The sequence below is a fragment of the Streptomyces sp. NPDC101166 genome, from assembly GCF_044768125.1.
Taxonomy (GTDB): Bacteria; Actinomycetota; Actinomycetes; order Streptomycetales; family Streptomycetaceae; genus Streptomyces.
This window is the reverse complement of the sequence record NZ_JBIWPF010000030.1, coordinates 13,886-30,500: the sequence shown is the minus strand read 5'-3', so window position 1 is coordinate 30,500 and position 16,615 is coordinate 13,886. Positions and strand designations below refer to the sequence as shown.

Sequence of the window (16,615 nt, the reverse complement as noted above, 5' to 3'; positions counted from 1 at the left end):
GTCCGCGGTGGCCTGGGAAAAACCGTAGCCGGATCCACGCGCATCGCGGCAAGCCTGTGGATAACCGAGGAAAACTTCCCTAAGGCCACAAAAAGCTCAGGTCAGAGGTCCGTGTACGGCATCGATCCGGGTCGGCGGGCGTCGACGGTCAGGTGTTCTCCGACCCGGTTGACGAGCAGCGCCATCTCGTAGGCGATCTGCCCCATGTCGGCCTCCGCGCCGCTGAGCACGCACAGACAGCTCCCGGTGCCGGCCGCGGTGACGAACAGCAGCGCGTCGTCGAACTCGATCATCGTCTGACGCACGTGGCCCGCACCGAAGTGCCGCCCGGATCCCTTGGCCAGGCTGTGCAGGCCGGACGAGACCGCCGCGAGGTGCTCGGCGTCCTCGCGGCGCAGCCCCGTGCTCGCGCCCGCCACCAGCCCGTCGTTGGACAGGACCAGCGCGTGACGGACGTGACCGACCCGTTCGGTCAGATCGTCCAGCAGCCACCCCAGCCCCTGCTTCTGCGCCATGTCAGCGTCTCCCCGTGTCACGTTCCCCGTGTCGTGCCCCCGCCGCGGGTACGCCCTCGGCTCGAGGGCCTGTCCGCCAGCCTTCCCCACCGACGGCCGACGGGCAAGGAAGATGGGGGCATGGCACACAAGATGACCGACGAGGAATGGCGGGCGTTCGTCTCGTACGGCACCCGCACCGGAAAACTGTCGACGGTCCGTGCGGACGGCAGTCCGCACGTGGCGCCGGTCTGGTTCCTGCTCGACGGGGACGAGGTGGTGTTCAACACCGGCAAGGACACGGTGAAGGGGCGCAATCTGGCGCGGGACGGCCGGGTCGCGCTGTGCGTGGACGACGACCGGCCGCCGTTCGACTTCGTGGTGCTGCAGGGCAATGCCCGCACTTCCGAAGATGTCGACGAGGTGCGGCACTGGGCGGCCCGTATCGCCGCGCGGTACATGGGCGAGGAGCGCGCCGAGGAGTTCGGCGCGCGCAACGGCGTCCCCGGCGAACTTCTCGTCCGGGTCGCGATCGACAAGGTCCTGGCGCAGTCGGCCGTGGCCGACTGAGAGCGGCCGGGCGGCGGTCGTGGCACGGGCCGTCAGCTCACGGAGTCGAGCAGCCGGGCGGCGTGCATCCGCCCGGCGTACTCGACGAGTTGGATCAGCACTTCCTTGCCAGAGGCCCGGTCGCGTGCGTCGCACATCACGACGGGGGTGCCCTCGTCGAGGTCGAGGGCGCGGGAGACCTCGGGGGCTCCGTAAGCGCGCGCTCCCGTGAAGCAGTTGACGGCCACCACGAACGGGATGTTCCGGTGCTCGAAGTAGTCGACGGCCGGGAAGCAGTCCTCCAGGCGTCGCGTGTCGGCGAGGACCACCGCGCCCAGAGCCCCTTGCGACAGTTCGTCCCACAGGAACCAGAAGCGGTCCTGGCCCGGGGTGCCGAACAGGTACAGGGAGAGTCCGGAGCGGATGGTGATCCGGCCGAAGTCCATGGCGACGGTGGTCGTGACCTTCTGGTCCACGCCGTCGGTGTCGTCCACCGACTGGCCCGCTTCGCTGAGGAGTTCCTCGGTGCGCAGCGGCTTGATCTCGCTGACCGCGCCCACCAGGGTGGTCTTGCCCACGCCGAACCCGCCGGCGACCAGGATCTTCAACGCCAGCGCGGCCGTGTCGCCGCCCGTGGCCTCGGAGTGCTCGGGGACCATGGATCACTTCTCTCGGGACGGTGTCGGTCGGTGGGTTCGGGGATCGGGCGCGGCGCTCGTCTACAGGGCCCGCAGCCCCGCGATGACCTCGCGCAGGATCCGCTCGTCGGGGAGTTGCGCGGGCGGCACCGGGCGGCTGACCGTGACGCAGCCGCGTTCCAGCAGGTCGCCGAGGAGGACCCGTACGACGCCCACGGGCAGGTCGGCGCCGGCGGCGAGTTCCGCGACGGACTGCGTCTCCGCGCGGCACAGGTCGACGAGGGTCCGGTGCTCAGGGCCGAGCCCGGTGTCGCCGGCGTCGGTCCCGTCGGGGGCCGGGGTGATCAGGGCGATCAGGTCGAAGTCGACTCCGGCGGGGCCGGATCTCGTCCGTCCGCCCGTCATGGCGTAGGGGCGGACGATCGGCCCGGCCTCGCTGTCGTACCACCGGCTGCCCTGTTCGCTCAGCGCGGCGGCTGGGTCCTCGGTCATCCGCACAGGTCGCTCTCTCGCCTCAGCCGGCGGTGGGCGGCCGCGAGGAGAGGCGCGGCGGCGTGTAGAGATGCTCGCCGACGCGTTTGACCAGCCGTGCCATCTCGTAGCCGACCAGGCCGATGTCGGCGGTCACGGCGGTGAGGACGGCGAGGCAGGAGCCGTCGCCCGCGGCGGCCACGAACAGAAAGCCGTCGTCCATCTCGACCATGGTCTGGCGGACGCCCCCGACGCCGAAGTGACGGCCGGCGCCCTTGGCGAGGCTGTGGAATCCGGAGGCGACGGCGGCGAGGTGTTCGGCGTCCTCGCGGCTGAGGGCGCTGGAGGAGCCCACGGCGAGGCCGTCGTTGGACAACACGACCGCGTGCCGTACCTCGCCGACGCGCATCACCAAGTCGTCCAGCAGCCAGTCGAGTTCGCCGGAGCGGCCGGCCGGTCTCGTGCTCGGGTCCTGGATCATGCGGAATCTCCTTCGCTGCTTTCGCTGCCCGGTTCGGGGTCCGGGGTGGCATCGCGGCCGGGTCGCCTGCCGCCGCCGCGCGCCCAGCCGTCCTGGTAGGCGGCCATCCGGTCGCGCACGAGTTCGGGGGTGCGCCGCTCACCGGTGTGTCGGCCCGGCGTCGTCCCAGCGGGTTCCTCGGCCGGTGACCTGCGCAGTTGGGGGGCGAGACTCGCCTGCCGCACCCGGCGCGGCAGGTCGTCCGACCCGGCGAGTCGTGCCCTGGGCGGTCCGGCGGCGGGCGGTTCGGCCCGGCGCCCCGGGGACGGTCTCGCCGGTGCCCCGGCCTGATGTCCTTCCGGCGACCACGCGGGTGACCCGGCGTGAGGTCCCCTGGACGGTCCGGCAGGCGGTTCGGCCTGACGTCCCCCGGAGGGGCTCGCGGGCGGTCCGGCCAGGCGCTCCCCAAAGTGTCCGGCGGCCGGTCCGTCCGGGTCGTCCGGTGGGCGGTGCAGGCGCAAGGCGGTGACTCCGGCAGGTGGAGTGCCGGCGTCCGCGGGCTCGGCGGCGGCCCGGGCGGCGGAAGCCTCCGCGGGGGCGGCCGGCGGGGCAGCCGTCTGAGCGGAGGCCGTCAGGGCCGGTCGGTCGGCGGTCGCGGGGACGGCCTCCCGGTGCCGGTCGGCAGCGGACACGCGCGCGTACCCGCGTTCCTCCGGTCGTGCCGCGTCGGCCGCGTCGTGGGCGGGGAGTTCCGGCTTGCCGCCGTGCAGAAGGGCGGTCGGCAGCAGGACGACCGCCGTGGTGCCGCCGTACGGGGAGGTCCGCAGGTGCACCCTGACGTCGTGGCGGGCGGCGAGCCTGCTCACCACGAACAGTCCGAGCCGGTCGCTGTCGAACAGGTCGAGGGCCTCCGACTGGGCGATGCGCCGGTTGGCCTCCGCGAGGGTCTCCTTGCCCATGCCCAGTCCCCGGTCCTCCACCTCCAGCGCGTAGCCGTTGCCGACGGGCTCGCCGGTGACGCGTACCCGTGTGTGCGGGGGCGAGAACTGGGCGGCGTTCTCGACGAGTTCGGCCAGGAGGTGGGTGAGGTCGGCGACGGCGGCGCCGTCGACGGACGCCTCCGGGAGCCGGCCCACCTCCACGCGCGCGTAGTCCTCGACTTCGGAGACGGCGGCGCGGACCACGTTGGTCAGCGACACCGGCATGCGCCAGGCCCGGCCGGGGGCCGCCCCGGAGAGGATGATCAGGCTCTCGGCGTGACGCCGCATGCGCGTGGTGAGGTGGTCGAGCCGGAAGAGGTCGCTGAGCTCGTCCGGGTCGTCCGAGCGGCGCTCCATGCTGTCCAGGAGGCTGAGCTGACGGTGGACGAGGATCTGGCTGCGGCGGGCGAGGTTGACGAACACCCCGGAGATGCCGCTGGCCAGCTCGGCGCGTTCCACGGCGGCCTTGAGGGCGGCGCGGTGGACGGTGGCCAGCGCCTCGGCGACCTGGCCCGTCTCGTCCTCGGCGGGCGACTCTGGCGGCGCCTCGGCACGCACGTCGATCTCCTCGCCGGCGCGGAGTCTGCGCATGGCCTCGGGGAGTTTGCGCCGGGCGATCTCCAGGGCGCTGTTGCGCAGGCCGACCAGTTCGACGACGAGGGCGCGGCCGATGCGCACCGAGATGACGAGTGAGGCGGCGACGGCGGCGAGACCGAGCAGCACGGCCGCGCCGGCCGGGGTGAGCAGGCCGCGGGTGAACGGGTCGGCGCGCTCGGCGACCCGGTGCGCGGCGTCCGCCTCGACGGCGCGCATGCCGTCCTGTACGCGCGTGTGTGCCTGGCGCCAGGCCGTCTCAGGTGCGGCGGCGACTGCTGGGGCGCCGGGCTCCGCTGCGAGCACCCTGTCCTCGGCGGCGTTCACGGCGGTGTACGCGCCGCTGGTGGACAGGTTTCGCCAGGCCGTGCGCTCAGGGCCGCCGAGGTCGGCCGTGGCCGACTCGGTGAGGGCGCGGCGCGTGTCGACGGCGCCGGTGAACAGGCGCAGGCGTGCGCCGTCGAGACTGCCGGCCAGACGTGCGCTGCCAAGGACGACGTCCTCCTGGGCCAGCGCCTCTCCGGCTCGGCCGAATTCGAGCAGCACGCGCGCGTCGGAGCCGAGTTCGGCGTCCTGGATGCCGGAGAGGGAGCCGCCGACGGAGAAGGCGGCCGAGATCGTCCGCGTGTAGGTCTCGTGGACCTCGTCCCAGTCCGCGTCTCCGTCGATCACGGTGGTCCGCAGGGCCGGCAGTGCCTCCGCCCCGGAGACGAACGCCTCCAGGCGTCGGGCGACATCGGCGGGCAGCTCCTGACCGTCGGCCACGGTGCTGTCGTCGCCGAGCCTGAGTCTGGCCACCGCGCGGTCCGTCTGCTCCCCGAGCTCCTTCAGCTCGGCGTCCTGTGCGGCGGCGGGGCGGGTGGCCTGGCGTACGGCGGCGGCCCGCTCGGTCTGCAGCGCCGCGACCGCGTCCGTGACGGGCGTGCGGAGTCGGGCGTCCACGCGCTGCACCTGGCGCAGTCGGGAGATGTCCTGGGCGGTGCTGACGGTGGCGTACGCCCACAGGGCCAGCAGGGAGACGACCGGCACCATCAGGAGGCACACGATCTTGGCGCGGACGGTGCGCGGACGGAGCCGCCGGCGTCCCGCGCGGGTGAGGGGCGCGGTCGCCGGTGTGCCCGTCTGCCCGTCCGGGCCTTCGTCGGCGGGCGGTCCGGCATGGGCGCGGCGCCCGCGCACGGGGGGCGGCGGTTCGGCATCGCCCATGGAGGTGCTCCGTGGTGTGCGCATGGCCTCCTCGCTCGGAGTCGTCGGGACGTGCGGTCTGTGCGGTACGTGCGGTCGTGTGCGCGGACCACGGGCCCGGGCGGGACATGCGGTCGGTTGCCGGACGTGCGGTCGGCCGGAGGACGCGTAGTCCGGCGATGGGCCGCGGTTCGTACGGGAGTCACGGATGTGCCGGTGATGAGGGCTGTGGCGCGTACGGGACGTACCGGCGTCGCGGCCGGGCGCGGTCACACGGCCCGGGTCTGCCGACCGCCGCCGGCGACGCGCTCAGGAAGCTGCTGGGCCGAGGCGGACGCCTCGCGTTCACCCGTGGTGGGCGACAGGGCGACGAAGGCGGAGGTCAGGAAGAGGTAGGACCCGAGACCGACGGCGAGGGGGAAGATGAACTGCATCGCCGTGGCCCCGGGCAGCGCCTCGCCGGACGGCGTGACCCGCACGTGCACCGCGAACATCGCGGTGTAGTGCATGCTGCTCACCGCCGCGCCCATGACGAGAGAGGCCAGGGTGACGGCGACCGGGGACTTGATGTTCAGCGCCGCCCAGAGTGCGGCGGTCGCCGCCACGACGGCGATCAGGACGGAGAGCCCGACCCGCGTCGGGTCGTACGTCACGTCGCCGTGCAGCCGTACGGCGGCCATGCCCAGATAGTGCATGCTCGCCACGCCCAGGCCTGTGGTGAGTCCGCCGATCAGCAACGCGCGCGTGCGGTCACGGCCGTAACCGACGGCGAAGACGCCGGCGCAGACGACGATCATGGCGACGAGGAGGCTGAGCACGGTCAGGGGAACGTCGTAACGGATGTCGGTGCCGCTGACGCCGAAGCCGAGCATGGCCACGAAGTGCATGGTCCAGATGCCGGTGCCGATCGAAGAAGCAGCCGTCACCAGCCAGTTGCGGCGCGAGCGACCGGCGGCGCCCAGCGCGCGCACCGTGCAGCGCAGCCCGAGGGCGGCACCGATGCAGGCCATCGCGTACGACAGCACGGGGGTCAGCCAGCCGAAGGCGGCGTGGTCCAGGTGTCCCATGGACCCGGGACGCTAGTGGGGGCCCAGGAGCACAGTGGGGGCGCATTTCGAAAGGTGCCGCAATCTGACATGGATGTGCACCGGCTCGATCGCCTCACGCTCGAACATGCGCGCCGCCATCTCCTCCTTGAGGGTGAGGAATCATGCGGTGCATGAGCGACGACCACACACACGTGCAGGAGTTCTTCGCCACCCGCGCCGCTGACTGGGACCGCAAGTTCCCCGACGACGGCCCCGCCTATGCGGCCGCCGTCACCGAGATCGGTTTGCGCGAGGGCGACCGCGTACTGGACGCGGGCTGCGGTACGGGACGGGCTCTGCCGCCCCTTCGCGCGGCCGTGGGGGCCTCGGGAGCGGTTGTCGGGGCCGATCTGACGCCGGCCATGCTGGAGGCCGCCGTACGCCACCGCGACGGGGGACTGCTGCTCGCCGACGTCGCCGCGCTCCCTCTGCGATCGGGGTCGCTCGACGCCGTGTTCGGGGCGGGCCTCATATCGCACCTGCCTCAACCGGGTTCGAGTCTGCGGGAGTTGGCCCGGGTGGTGCGCCCCGGCGGCACGTTGGCGCTGTTCCACCCGATCGGCAGGGCAGCGCTCGCGGCGCGGCACGGCCGGCAGATCACCGCGGACGACCTGCGTGCGGAGGCCAACCTGCGTCCCCTGCTGGCCGGTTCCGGGTGGCGCATGACGTCCTATGTCGACGAGGACAGCCGTTACCTGGCCCTGGCCGTGCGGGAAGGCTGAGGCTGGCGCACACCCGCGAGCCGTCGCGCGGAACCCCGAGGACTCATGCTCCTCCGGCGACCGCCTCGACGAAAGCCTCGGGGTTGTCGAACATGACGTTGTGCCCGGCGTCCCGGACCGTCACCACGCGCACACCCGCGCCCTCCAGGGCGTCGGCCCCTTCGAGCGCCCCGCTGAGCTCCCCCTGCAGGTAGACGCGGTCCACCGCGGTCAGCCCCGTCAGCATCTCCCGCATGACCGGCTCGGATCCGCGCTTCAGCCCGACGGCGCTGCGGTGCAGGGCGCGCGGATCCGCGAGCCGCATGGTCGCCGCCCACAGGGGGCCGACGCTGTCCAGCACACGCGCGTGACCACCGTCGACGAACTCGTCCTCGGAGTGGGCCGCGATGCCGCTGCTGCCCGCGGTCGGCGGCGGGAAGGCGTCGAGGTTGGCCTCCGTCAGGACGAGCCGGGAGACCAGATCGGGACGACGGTGGGCGAGCACGACGGCCACCGAGCCGCCCATGCTGTGGGCGACGAGTTCGGCCTCGGCGACGCCCGCCGAGTCCAGCGCGGCGGCCAGCGCGTCGGCGTGCTCCTCGAGCGTGTAGCCGAAGTCCGCCGGCCGGTCGCTGATGCCGTGTCCGGGCAGGTCCACGAACAGGCTGCGCCGACCCGCGAGTTCGGGCCGGGACGCCACGTGCGCGTGGTAGACGGCCGAGGTCGCGCCCAGCCCGTGGACGTACACGCGCGCGGGCTCGGCGCCCGGCGTCTCCGTCCACCGGATCCGGCTTCCCCCGCCACCGAACTCGGCCTGACGCATGACTGCCTCCTCGAAACATCCGCTCGACTGACTCCTGGAGGACCATACATCGGCACCGAGGTACAACGTCAACGTAATACAGGAGATCCGAGATACCGCGGGCGTGCGGCAGAATGCGGGCATGCTGGAGCTCTCCATCCTCGGATTCCTGTTCGACGCCCCCCTGCACGGCTACGAACTGCGCAAACGCATCACGGCCCTGGCCGGGCACGTCCGTCCCGTCGCCGAGAGCACGCTGTACCCCGCCATCAAGCGCCTGGAGAACGCGGGCCTCTTGGTGCGCACCACGGAACCGGGCGCCGCGGCCGCGCCTCGGCACGTCCTGAGCCTCACCGAGGAGGGCCGGCGCGAGCTGCGTCGCCGGCTCGCCGAGCCCGGTGACCGGGACGTCACCGACGAGAACCGCTGGTTCACCCTGCTCGCGTTCCTCCGGCACCTGGACGACGCCGAGGCCCAGGCAGCCGTGCTCCGCCGCCGGCTGGCCTTCCTGGAGGAGCCGGCGAGCTTCTTCTACGACGGCGACCGGCCGCTGCGCGCGGAGGAGCTGGACGACCCCTTCCGGCAGGGGATGCTGACGATCGCGCGCGCGACCTCACGGGCCGAACTCACCTGGCTGCGCGACACGCTGCGCTCACTGGACGGCTGACCCGTCCTCGCCGAGGTCGACATGGCGCACCGGGCACCCTCCCACGCCGGGCACCGGCCGGGTGCCGAGGTCCGCGAGCCGGTAGCCCTGCGGGTATCCCTTGATCTCCCAGTTCTGGCGCGCGAAGTGCGGCGCTCGGCGCGGTGGCAGCAGGCGGACGGCGCGCCCGCGCACGCGGACCGCCCGACGCACCAGCGCGCGCGTGAGCGGACCGGGCGGGGTGTACCGGAAGGCCTTCAGCAGCGGCTCGTCGAGCAGGGCGAGGGTCGTGGCGCGCAGCACGGGGGCGAGCGGCCGCGGGTACCAGGAGGCCATCAGCGCGAGCGTCGCGTCCGAGACCCGCCTGGCCCCCTCGTCCCATCCGAAACGGGCCTCCTCGTAGGCGTCGAGACAGGCCTCGAACTCCTCATAGGTCTCGGGGATGTCCTTGATCCCCATGCGCTGCCCGAGGGCGCCGTAGTGGACGGTGGAGGCGACGATCTCGTGGCGCGACAGCCGGCGCCATCCGTAAGCGTCGATCCAGCGCTTGGGCATGACGACGAACGTGCAGAGCACGTAGCGCATGTCGTCGTCGGCGATGTCGTAGCTGCGGTGCATCTGGTTGATGCGGCGAACGGCTGTGCGGCCCTCGTCGCTGCCGAAGCCGTGCTCGACGATGGCGTCGAGCAGCAGCGAGGTGTCGTCGTAGCGTTTCTGCGTGCGGTCCGTGAGCTCCGCGGTACGCGCGAGCAGGCTTCCGATGCTGGGGACCGCGTACGTGCGGTACAGGGCCAGCTCCAAGGCGCGTGCGAAGTCCCAGGGGAACTCGTACGCCACGGAGAGCCGGTAGATCTCCGAGGCGTTCTCGTAGGGGTCCATACGCCGGATCTGTGCGAGTCGCTCGAAGCGCTTCACCACGCTGTGCCCTTCCGCCCCAAGAACCCCGACTTCCCCAACTTTACGTGGTCGAGCGGGAGATGAACGCCTCCCAATGGGGGAATCACGCAGGGGAAGGGCGGTGGAGCATGTCAGAGGGCATACGCAAGACCTGGGGAAGAGTCCTCGCCGGAACGCGTGCGCATGCGCGGCGGGACGGAGGGCGAACCGACGGCGGGCGCGTGGAGGGTGAGCGGCGCCCGGGCCGGAAGCGCGGGCACAACCTCTTCGAAGCGGCCGCCGTGTACGTCTCGGGCTGCGCGGAGGACGATCAGGACCGGATCGACGAGGCCGCCGGCTGGGTGTCTCCGGAGGCGCTGTCCTTCGGGGTGAACGAACTGGCGTGCCGGGCGGTCATCGCGCTCGCGCGGGAGCGCGGCGAGTCCCCTCGGACGGTGGCGAGGCAGCTGCTGGGCTTGCCTCCTGCCTGACATTCGCCGACAAGCGAGGCGATTCGCCCCGTCAGGTGAAAACTGCAGCTCCGGGTGTGTCCCGGGGTCGTGACAAGCGCCTTCCCGCCGCACTAGGGTGCGCGCGATTGGACGAACCCTGGGGAGGCTGGGATGGCCGGGACGGACGAGGACGCCGTCGCCGCCGCGGACGAGGCGCTCTACGTGCTGACGGCGGTACTGCTGACGCCGGCGAAGTTCCCGAGTGTGCTGGGCGACGACTACCCGGAGGCCTGTGCGGCGCTCGGCCTGGCGCCGCTCGCCGACGGGTACGGCCTGGTGCTGGGCCAGGACGGCGAGGGCGCGCGGTGGACGGTGGTCATCGACGACGTGTCGCTGGTGGCGGTCGCCATCGCGTCGTGGGACTGCGGCATGGAGTACGACCTGTCCCCCGACGACCGGACGGTGGTCGCGGCGCTGCCCGGCTGGCCGCTGGCGGTCGCCGTCGCCGCCCCCGGTGTGCCCGCGCCGCACGACCCCGGCCCCGAGGTCGCGGACCGGCCCGCGCTCTCGCCGCCGGACACGACGGTCTGGGGCCCGGCCCAGCGAAGGCTGGGAGCCGACGAGATCGCGCTGCAGTGGGCCCAGTGGCGCGAGCAGATCGACGACTCCAAGTTCCCGCCCGCGCGCGACAGATCCGAGCCCGCCGAGGACGTGGAGGCGACCGAGGACGCCGAGGCAGCCGAGGACGCCGAAGGGGCCGAGACCCCCGCGCCGCGGGGGCACAGTGGCGTCCGGCGCGTCCTCGCGGAGGCCCGCACCTATGTGGACACCCCGCCCCCATTGGGCCGTGTGCGGTCCTCGTTCGCCCCGGGCGACGCGCGTACCCTGCGCGCCGACGGCCCCGGCTGGTCGCTGGTGGCCCGCACCGACGACATCGCGTTCGTCCTGCTCGACGACGAGCCCGGCGAGGTCCTGCCCGTCGGCCGGGGGCCCGAGCTGCCGGGCCTGCTCGAAGCGCTCGACAAGATGGCCGTGCGCCCGATCTGACCCCCTTGGAGGAGCGGACGACGGGGCCGCGCCGCGGCCCCGTCCATCAGCGCCCGAGTTCCTTTCGGGTGACACGGCGCAGTCTGCGCCGCTGCGAGGGGTCCAGCGTGAGGTACGCCGCCGCCGGAACCCCGAGCACGATCAGCAGGGACGCCCACCAGGGCAGCCAGATCAGCAGAAGCAGCCCGACCGCCACACCTCCTGCGGCGATCTTCGCGTTCTTCGACATGTGCGTCGCCTCCTTCGCGGCCGATGCCGCTCTCCGTGTGCGAAAACCGCTCTCTGTCTGTGAAACGGCTCCCCGTGGCGCGCGGTTCCGGACTCGCCCCTGAGCCGTCCCTGATCCGCGCCCCCTAGGTACTCACCAGGATGAAGTCTCCAGGGGAAAACAGGCGCCCGTTCGGCCGCGGAGTGCTGTACCCTCGGCGATCGACCTTAGGTAGTCAAATTTGAGGAGTGGATTCATCACTGTGCGCCGGGTTCCCGCGGAAGCACCACCCGAGGCCTTCGAACCGGTTCACCGTCCTGCCGTCTTCCTGCCAGGCGTCCCCGCATGCACAGGCGCGTTCGCCTTCCGGGAGCCGGACGGGAGCACCTCCGCACCCGACGGGACACCAGGGGCGCCCACCGGCACGCCGAGGCCGCCCACTGTCCGGTCGGCGTCGTTGGGCGCGCTGTCCGCCGTCCGCCTCGCGGACGACGGCGGCGTGGAGCACGTACGCGTGCCCGCGGCCCACCTTCCCCTGGGTGAGGCAATGCCATTCCTCGCGCGCGCGTGGGCCGCGCCGGGCGTACACCGGGCCGTCACCTTCTGGGGTGCGGCGACCATGACCGCCCTGGGGTTCGTCGCCCGCGGCCTGCTGTTGCGGCACGTCGTGCCCCTGGACGACGGCCCACCCTTGCGGCTGCCCGACCCGGAGCGGTTGCTGCGCGCCTTCAAGGACGGGGTCGCGGACACCCTCCCCCGCTCCCCCGCTGACGCCGCCGCCGGACACGGCGTCGGGGTGCAGGTCTCGTTGCGCATCGAGGTGTCCAAGCTGTCCACCTCGTCGCCGGAGGAGGCGGCGCCGGCGTTCCGGGTCCTGCCGCAGGTGCACGGTGTCAGCGATCCCACCCTCGTCGCGGACGCCGCCGAGGTGGGGCGGGAACGCGGTCCCGCGCACCGGGGGTTCGATCCGTGGGCGCATGCCGCATGCGCGTGGCCGGCGCTCACGCCTCTGCTGTCGGCGGACGTCCCGGACGCCGTGGAGCTGCATGACGAGGAGGTCGCGGACATCCCTGGAAAAGGCACGCGCGCGCCGGCGGGCGCGGGCGTCGATGCGCACTGGGCGAAGGAGCCGGCCCGCACACCGACGGCTCACGCCGTGGTGACACCACCGGAGGACGGCGAGAGCCGGGACAGTCCGGTCCCGGATTGCCGCCGCTCCTGTCCGCTGACGCTCCTTCTCCTGGCGCTTCACGCCGGACGACAGGGACATCACTCGCGAGAAGCTGGACGGTCTCGCAGAAACCCATCGCCCGTTGGCGTGACTGCACGACCGGTGGGTCCGGGATCGAGGTCCTTCCCACCCAATGACAGGCGACCCTGCGTGAGCGACTGACCCGCGCCGACGGGCGGCGGGAACACCACCCAAATCGCCGCGCCGCACAACCGGTCACGGCGGCCGCCGGTGTCCGCATTTGGAGTGCAGGCCAGCCCCGCCCCGGCCTGTGACGGGAGCCCGAGCCTTTCCCTGGATTCAACGCCTTTTCCCGCGCACGGGAAAGCATCAGCGGCATTCAAGGAAAACGACGGAATGCATGACACGAAGTGCGGTCTGCCGTAAGGACATAGCCGCAACAAGTAAGTCAAGACTTACCTTTAGGAAATTTTGGCCGTATGGTGCGGCTCGAATCGAAGGAGTCCCTTGTTGTCCAACATAAATGATTCCGCCGTGCGTGCGGTTGAATCGGAGCAAGGTTATGTGTCCTCCTTGTATGAGCTGCTCGCCGAGCGGCTTTCGGAGGCGCGAGCGAACCGGGCGAGTGTATTGAAGGCCTCGGCGGACGGCGCCGGCGAGGCGTACGAGAGAGAGATCGCCGCCGAGCGTCTGACCAAGGAGATCGGCCGGCTGGAGGGCGCCGAGAGGGGGCTGGTCTTCGGGCGCATCGACTGGGCGGACGGCACGGCCCTGCGCATCGGGCGGATCGGACTGCACACGGAGGAGGACGAACTGCCGCTGCTCGTGGACTGGCGCGCGAACGCGGCGCGGCCCTTCTACGAGGCGACACCGGTCCACCCGATGGATCTGCGGCGGCGCCGGCACCTGCGCCTCGAGGAGCGCACGGTCGTCTCGGTGAGCGACGAACTGCTCGACGGGACCGCCCCGACCGACGAAGACGTCGTGGGGGACGGCCCGTTGACCGAGGCGCTGGCGGCACGGCGTACGGGCAGGATGCACGCGGCCGTCGCGACACTGCAGGCCGAACAGGACGAGATCGTCCGCTCCGCCCACCGCGGGGTGACCGTGGTACAGGGCGGCCCCGGCACCGGCAAGACCGTGGTCGCCCTGCACCGGGCGGCCTACGTCCTGTACGCGTTCCCGCGCGCCGCGGAGGAAGGCGTCCTCGTGGTGGGCCCCAACGCCCGTTTCCTCGACTACATCTCCCAGGTCCTCCCCTCGCTCGGGGAGAACGACGTCGATCTGGCGACCTGTCAGGAACTGGCCGGGGTGTCCCCGGACGCGGTGGACCCGTTCGACACGGCGCGCCTCAAGGGCGGCCTGGATCTCGCCGACGCCCTGGCCGGCCTGCTGCGAGACCACCAGGCCCCCGCCGGTGACTTCACCGTCCGGGTCGGGCAGGAACCGGTCCGCCTGTCCGAGCAAGAGGTCGCCACCGCACGCGCCGCCGCCCTGGCGGCCGCGTCCGGCCACAACCCCGCGCGTCAGGCGTTCAAGGAACTCCTGGTCGACGCCGTCACCAACGCGATGCAACGGGACATGGGCGACCTCCTGGAGCAGATCGACGCCGATGCCGAGCAGATGACAGGCATGAACTTCGACCGGTTCACGGGGGTCGCCCAGCGCCGTGCCGAGGGCGCCGCAGACCCGGGTCCGGTCCACGAGCTGGACCTGGACGCCATCGGGGCCGATCTCCTCGACGACGCCGGTGTCGACCGGGCGGTCGAGGCGCTGTGGCCGCGACTGACACCCGGCGACCTCGTGAAGGCACTGCTGACGGATGCCGACGCCCTGGCCGAGCGCCTGCCGACCCTGACCCCGCGGGAGCGGTCCCTGCTCCTGCGTGCCCCGAACGCCCCGTGGGCCGATGCGGACGTGCCGTTGCTGGACGAGGCGGCGAGCCTGGTCGACGGCCCGCCCGAGCGGACGTACGGGCACGTCGTCGTCGACGAGGCGCAGGAACTGACCGCCATGCAGTGGCGGATGATCGTCCGCCGCTGCCCGGCGAGGGCGATGACGCTGGTGGGTGACTTCGCCCAGTCGGGCCCGGCAACGACGGCACGCGACTGGAAGGAAGCCCTGAGCCCGCATGTCGGGACACGGTTCAGGCTGCACGACCTGACGGTCAGTTACCGCACCACGCAGGAGATCCTGGAGAGCGTCCGGGACCTGCTCGCGCGGATCGCTCCGGACCAGCGGCCCACACGGTCACTGCGCAGCGGCGAGAGCCCGCGCACCGTGACCACGCATGAGGACGGGTTGGTCACCGCCGTCGTGGAGGAACTGCGCGCCCAGAGCACCGCGCAGCCCGGCGAACTCCTGGGAGTGATCTGCGCGGACACCCGGGTGAGCCAGCTGACGGCTCACGGCATCACCGACCACGCACGCATCGTGCCGGCGTCCGAAGCACGTGGCCTCGAGTTCGACGGGGTCGTCGTCCTGAACCCCGAGGAGATCATCACGGCCCGCCCCGGCGGGGAGAGGGACCTGTACGTGGCCCTGACCCGGGCCACCAAGCGCCTGTGCACCATCACCATCCAGCCCGCATGATGGCGCGGCGCCCGCGTGGTCGCCGCGGGCGCACAAGCGCCCCTAGGCGCCGTCGACGTGCGCACTGGTGTAGCCATGGCCTCCCGCTCAGCGTGATGCCCTGCCTTCCGGACCGTTCTGTCGCATGAGTTCCGGTTCGCGGTTCGCTTCGGGCGAGCGTGAGTCCTGCCGACGAGGCCAGCGGGGCGCCAGGCCGGCCTGAACGTCAGTACGCCGGTCAGTCGACGCCTTCGATGATGCGGAAGTCGCGCTCGACGCCGTCGGAAAGGACGGCAAGCGCCTCCTGGTACACCGCGCTCTCGCGTGCCGCGACCGCTTGCTCAAAGGTGTCGAACTCGATCAGGACGGTGCGCTCGGCGATTCCGGCGTCGTGAGCGACGACCCGACCGCCGACGGCGAGCCTCCGCCCGCCCCCGGCCTGGACGGCCGGACCAGCCAGCTTGTTGTAGGCGGCCAGCTTCTCGGGGTCGGAAATGGTGCGGTAGACGCTGACCCAGTAGCCCTTGGCCATGGAAACCTCCTGTGGTCGGACAAGCGTGCCAGGCTTCGAGTCGACACTCAGATCGATCGGCTCCGGCGACGGTTCACCGGGCCTCTCAGAGCGCGGTTCGCAAGGAACTGGCTGATGACGGCGTGGTGTCAAGACGATGCATTCGTAGACGCAGCCGGTGCGTGCGGTTACTCGGGTGATGACGATCTCGCGGTCGATGGCGGGAAGAAGTCCGTGGCCCAGCAGGCGGGCCACCAGGGCGAACATGCGTGAGGCCAGTTCCGGGTTGCGGTGCAATACCCGGAACAGCGTGAGCAGCTCGTGTCACGCCGGGAGGCATCCATCGGCGCAGTGCTTGGCCGATGGGCGCGGGATACGGCGGAGTGAGCGGTTCGATGCGCGGCACGGCCACCCCCTTGCTTCGGCTTTCGAATCACTATGGCGCTTCGAAAATCGAAGCGCAAGAGGTGGGCCTGGAAGCCGGAACGCCTCGGCCGGGCTCACCGGTACGAGGGTCCGATTCAGGGCGCCCGGTCACGGCTGCACTCGATCTGCCCGGGTGGCACTGGACACCGGGCACCCTGTGGGGGACCGAGTCAAGCCCCGACAGGCTTCCGGGAGTTGCAGCGCCGCACCGGCGGAGGTTCCGGGCGCGCCGTCGACCCAGGCCGCGCGGGCGGTCAGCCGGCAGAACCGCTCTCGGGCGTCCCGTCGCCCACGGCGTCGGGACGCGAGATGCCGTCGGCGGGCAGCTCGCTGTCGCGGTGCACCGGTTGCGGGTCGAGCATCGCCGCCCAGCGTTCCGACCACTGGACGAGGGGGCCGAGCGCGAGGGAGGCATCCCGCCCCAGTGGAGTGAGCTCGTACCGGCTGTCGGGCAGTTGGTGAACCACGTGGGCATCCAGCAGTTCGGTCAGGCGCTGCCGCATCACGCTGGAGGACATGTCGTCGCACTGCTTCTGCAGGGGGCGGAACCCAAGAGGGCCCTCGCGCAGCTCCCAAAGGATGCGCAGGCTCCACCGCCGTCCGAACAGGTCGAGTGCGGCCATGAGGGGCCGACCGGTGGTCGAACCACGAACTGGCTTGCCGGGTTTGGGGGTTGGCATGGCGTGGAGTCCAGCCTCCAAGGTTGATGCTTCGGATTCCGAAA

At 71.9% G+C, this 16,615-nt stretch carries 18 protein-coding genes and 1 pseudogene; 7 read left to right on the top strand and 12 right to left on the bottom strand.

Features of this window, described 5'->3' with window-relative positions:
• Positions 1-101: 101 nt before the first annotated feature.
• Positions 102-515 (bottom strand): roadblock/LC7 domain-containing protein, encoded by a 414-nt coding sequence (locus ACIRS4_RS33710; protein ID WP_404203318.1) that lies wholly within the window; start codon positions 513-515, stop codon positions 102-104.
• A 120-nt stretch (positions 516-635) separates the two neighbouring features.
• Between ACIRS4_RS33710 and ACIRS4_RS33705 the strand changes: the two genes are divergently transcribed.
• Complete coding sequence (locus ACIRS4_RS33705; protein WP_404203317.1) at positions 636-1,064, top strand: PPOX class F420-dependent oxidoreductase; 429 nt, start codon at positions 636-638, stop codon at positions 1,062-1,064.
• A 32-nt stretch (positions 1,065-1,096) separates the two neighbouring features.
• Here the strand turns inward: ACIRS4_RS33705 and ACIRS4_RS33700 are convergent, their stop codons facing one another.
• The 5 genes from ACIRS4_RS33700 to ACIRS4_RS33680 all read right to left on the bottom strand — a co-directional run bounded on the left by ACIRS4_RS33700 (position 1,097) and on the right by ACIRS4_RS33680 (position 6,438).
• Positions 1,097-1,702, bottom strand: coding sequence for a GTP-binding protein (locus ACIRS4_RS33700; protein WP_404203315.1), 606 nt, complete (start codon positions 1,700-1,702; stop codon positions 1,097-1,099).
• A gap of 60 nt (positions 1,703-1,762) precedes the next feature.
• Complete coding sequence (locus tag ACIRS4_RS33695) at positions 1,763-2,173, bottom strand: DUF742 domain-containing protein (RefSeq protein ID WP_404203313.1); 411 nt, start codon at positions 2,171-2,173, stop codon at positions 1,763-1,765.
• Between the two features lie 22 nt (positions 2,174-2,195).
• The gene (locus ACIRS4_RS33690; RefSeq protein WP_358794860.1) at positions 2,196-2,633 is read right to left on the bottom strand and encodes a roadblock/LC7 domain-containing protein; all 438 of its coding nucleotides are present in this window, start codon (positions 2,631-2,633) and stop codon (positions 2,196-2,198) included.
• Positions 2,630-5,416 carry a nitrate- and nitrite sensing domain-containing protein gene (locus ACIRS4_RS33685; protein ID WP_404203310.1) on the bottom strand — a complete coding sequence of 929 codons (2,787 nt, stop codon included), beginning with the start codon at positions 5,414-5,416 and terminating at the stop codon, positions 2,630-2,632. The genes ACIRS4_RS33690 and ACIRS4_RS33685 overlap by 4 nt, the downstream gene beginning before the upstream one ends.
• Positions 5,417-5,640: 224 nt before the next feature.
• The gene (locus ACIRS4_RS33680) at positions 5,641-6,438 is read right to left on the bottom strand and encodes an MHYT domain-containing protein (protein ID WP_404203308.1); all 798 of its coding nucleotides are present in this window, start codon (positions 6,436-6,438) and stop codon (positions 5,641-5,643) included.
• Positions 6,439-6,590: 152 nt separating this feature from the next.
• On the opposite strand from ACIRS4_RS33680, the gene ACIRS4_RS33675 reads away from it, so the two are divergent.
• Positions 6,591-7,181 (top strand): class I SAM-dependent methyltransferase, encoded by a 591-nt coding sequence (locus ACIRS4_RS33675; RefSeq protein ID WP_404203306.1) that lies wholly within the window; start codon positions 6,591-6,593, stop codon positions 7,179-7,181.
• A gap of 43 nt (positions 7,182-7,224) precedes the next feature.
• Here the strand turns inward: ACIRS4_RS33675 and ACIRS4_RS33670 are convergent, their stop codons facing one another.
• Positions 7,225-7,983: an alpha/beta fold hydrolase gene (locus ACIRS4_RS33670; protein ID WP_404203304.1), complete on the bottom strand. Its 759-nt coding sequence runs from the start codon at positions 7,981-7,983 to the stop codon at positions 7,225-7,227.
• Between the two features lie 121 nt (positions 7,984-8,104).
• On the opposite strand from ACIRS4_RS33670, the gene ACIRS4_RS33665 reads away from it, so the two are divergent.
• Positions 8,105-8,629: a PadR family transcriptional regulator gene (locus ACIRS4_RS33665; RefSeq protein ID WP_404203302.1), complete on the top strand. Its 525-nt coding sequence runs from the start codon at positions 8,105-8,107 to the stop codon at positions 8,627-8,629.
• On the opposite strand, the gene ACIRS4_RS33660 is transcribed toward ACIRS4_RS33665, so the two are convergent.
• The gene (locus tag ACIRS4_RS33660; RefSeq protein ID WP_404203375.1) at positions 8,615-9,523 is read right to left on the bottom strand and encodes an oxygenase MpaB family protein; all 909 of its coding nucleotides are present in this window, start codon (positions 9,521-9,523) and stop codon (positions 8,615-8,617) included. The two genes, ACIRS4_RS33665 and ACIRS4_RS33660, sit on opposite strands and share 15 nt — an antisense overlap.
• 110 nt (positions 9,524-9,633) lie before the next feature.
• On the opposite strand from ACIRS4_RS33660, the gene ACIRS4_RS33655 reads away from it, so the two are divergent.
• Positions 9,634-9,975 (top strand): hypothetical protein, encoded by a 342-nt coding sequence (locus ACIRS4_RS33655; RefSeq protein WP_404203300.1) that lies wholly within the window; start codon positions 9,634-9,636, stop codon positions 9,973-9,975.
• A 132-nt stretch (positions 9,976-10,107) separates the two neighbouring features.
• Positions 10,108-10,983, top strand: coding sequence for a hypothetical protein (locus ACIRS4_RS33650; RefSeq protein WP_404203298.1), 876 nt, complete (start codon positions 10,108-10,110; stop codon positions 10,981-10,983).
• Positions 10,984-11,029: 46 nt separating this feature from the next.
• Here the strand turns inward: ACIRS4_RS33650 and ACIRS4_RS33645 are convergent, their stop codons facing one another.
• Complete coding sequence (locus tag ACIRS4_RS33645; RefSeq protein WP_130440180.1) at positions 11,030-11,212, bottom strand: hypothetical protein; 183 nt, start codon at positions 11,210-11,212, stop codon at positions 11,030-11,032.
• 493 nt (positions 11,213-11,705) lie between these two features.
• On the opposite strand from ACIRS4_RS33645, the gene ACIRS4_RS33640 reads away from it, so the two are divergent.
• Together ACIRS4_RS33640 and ACIRS4_RS33635 are read left to right on the top strand one after the other, a co-directional pair.
• Positions 11,706-12,584: a hypothetical protein gene (locus tag ACIRS4_RS33640; protein WP_404203296.1), complete on the top strand. Its 879-nt coding sequence runs from the start codon at positions 11,706-11,708 to the stop codon at positions 12,582-12,584.
• 363 nt (positions 12,585-12,947) lie between these two features.
• On the top strand, positions 12,948-14,975 hold the full coding sequence (locus ACIRS4_RS33635) for a HelD family protein (protein WP_404203294.1): 2,028 nt from the start codon (positions 12,948-12,950) through the stop codon (positions 14,973-14,975).
• A gap of 217 nt (positions 14,976-15,192) precedes the next feature.
• Here the strand turns inward: ACIRS4_RS33635 and ACIRS4_RS33630 are convergent, their stop codons facing one another.
• The 3 genes and pseudogenes from ACIRS4_RS33630 to ACIRS4_RS33620 form a co-directional block, all read right to left on the bottom strand.
• Complete coding sequence (locus ACIRS4_RS33630; RefSeq protein ID WP_404203373.1) at positions 15,193-15,486, bottom strand: DUF1330 domain-containing protein; 294 nt, start codon at positions 15,484-15,486, stop codon at positions 15,193-15,195.
• A gap of 141 nt (positions 15,487-15,627) precedes the next feature.
• Positions 15,628-15,871, bottom strand: a pseudogene (locus ACIRS4_RS33625) (carboxymuconolactone decarboxylase family protein); the annotation flags it as partial.
• A gap of 274 nt (positions 15,872-16,145) precedes the next feature.
• The gene (locus ACIRS4_RS33620; RefSeq protein ID WP_404203292.1) at positions 16,146-16,571 is read right to left on the bottom strand and encodes a winged helix-turn-helix transcriptional regulator; all 426 of its coding nucleotides are present in this window, start codon (positions 16,569-16,571) and stop codon (positions 16,146-16,148) included.
• Between the last annotated feature and the right edge of the window lie 44 nt (positions 16,572-16,615).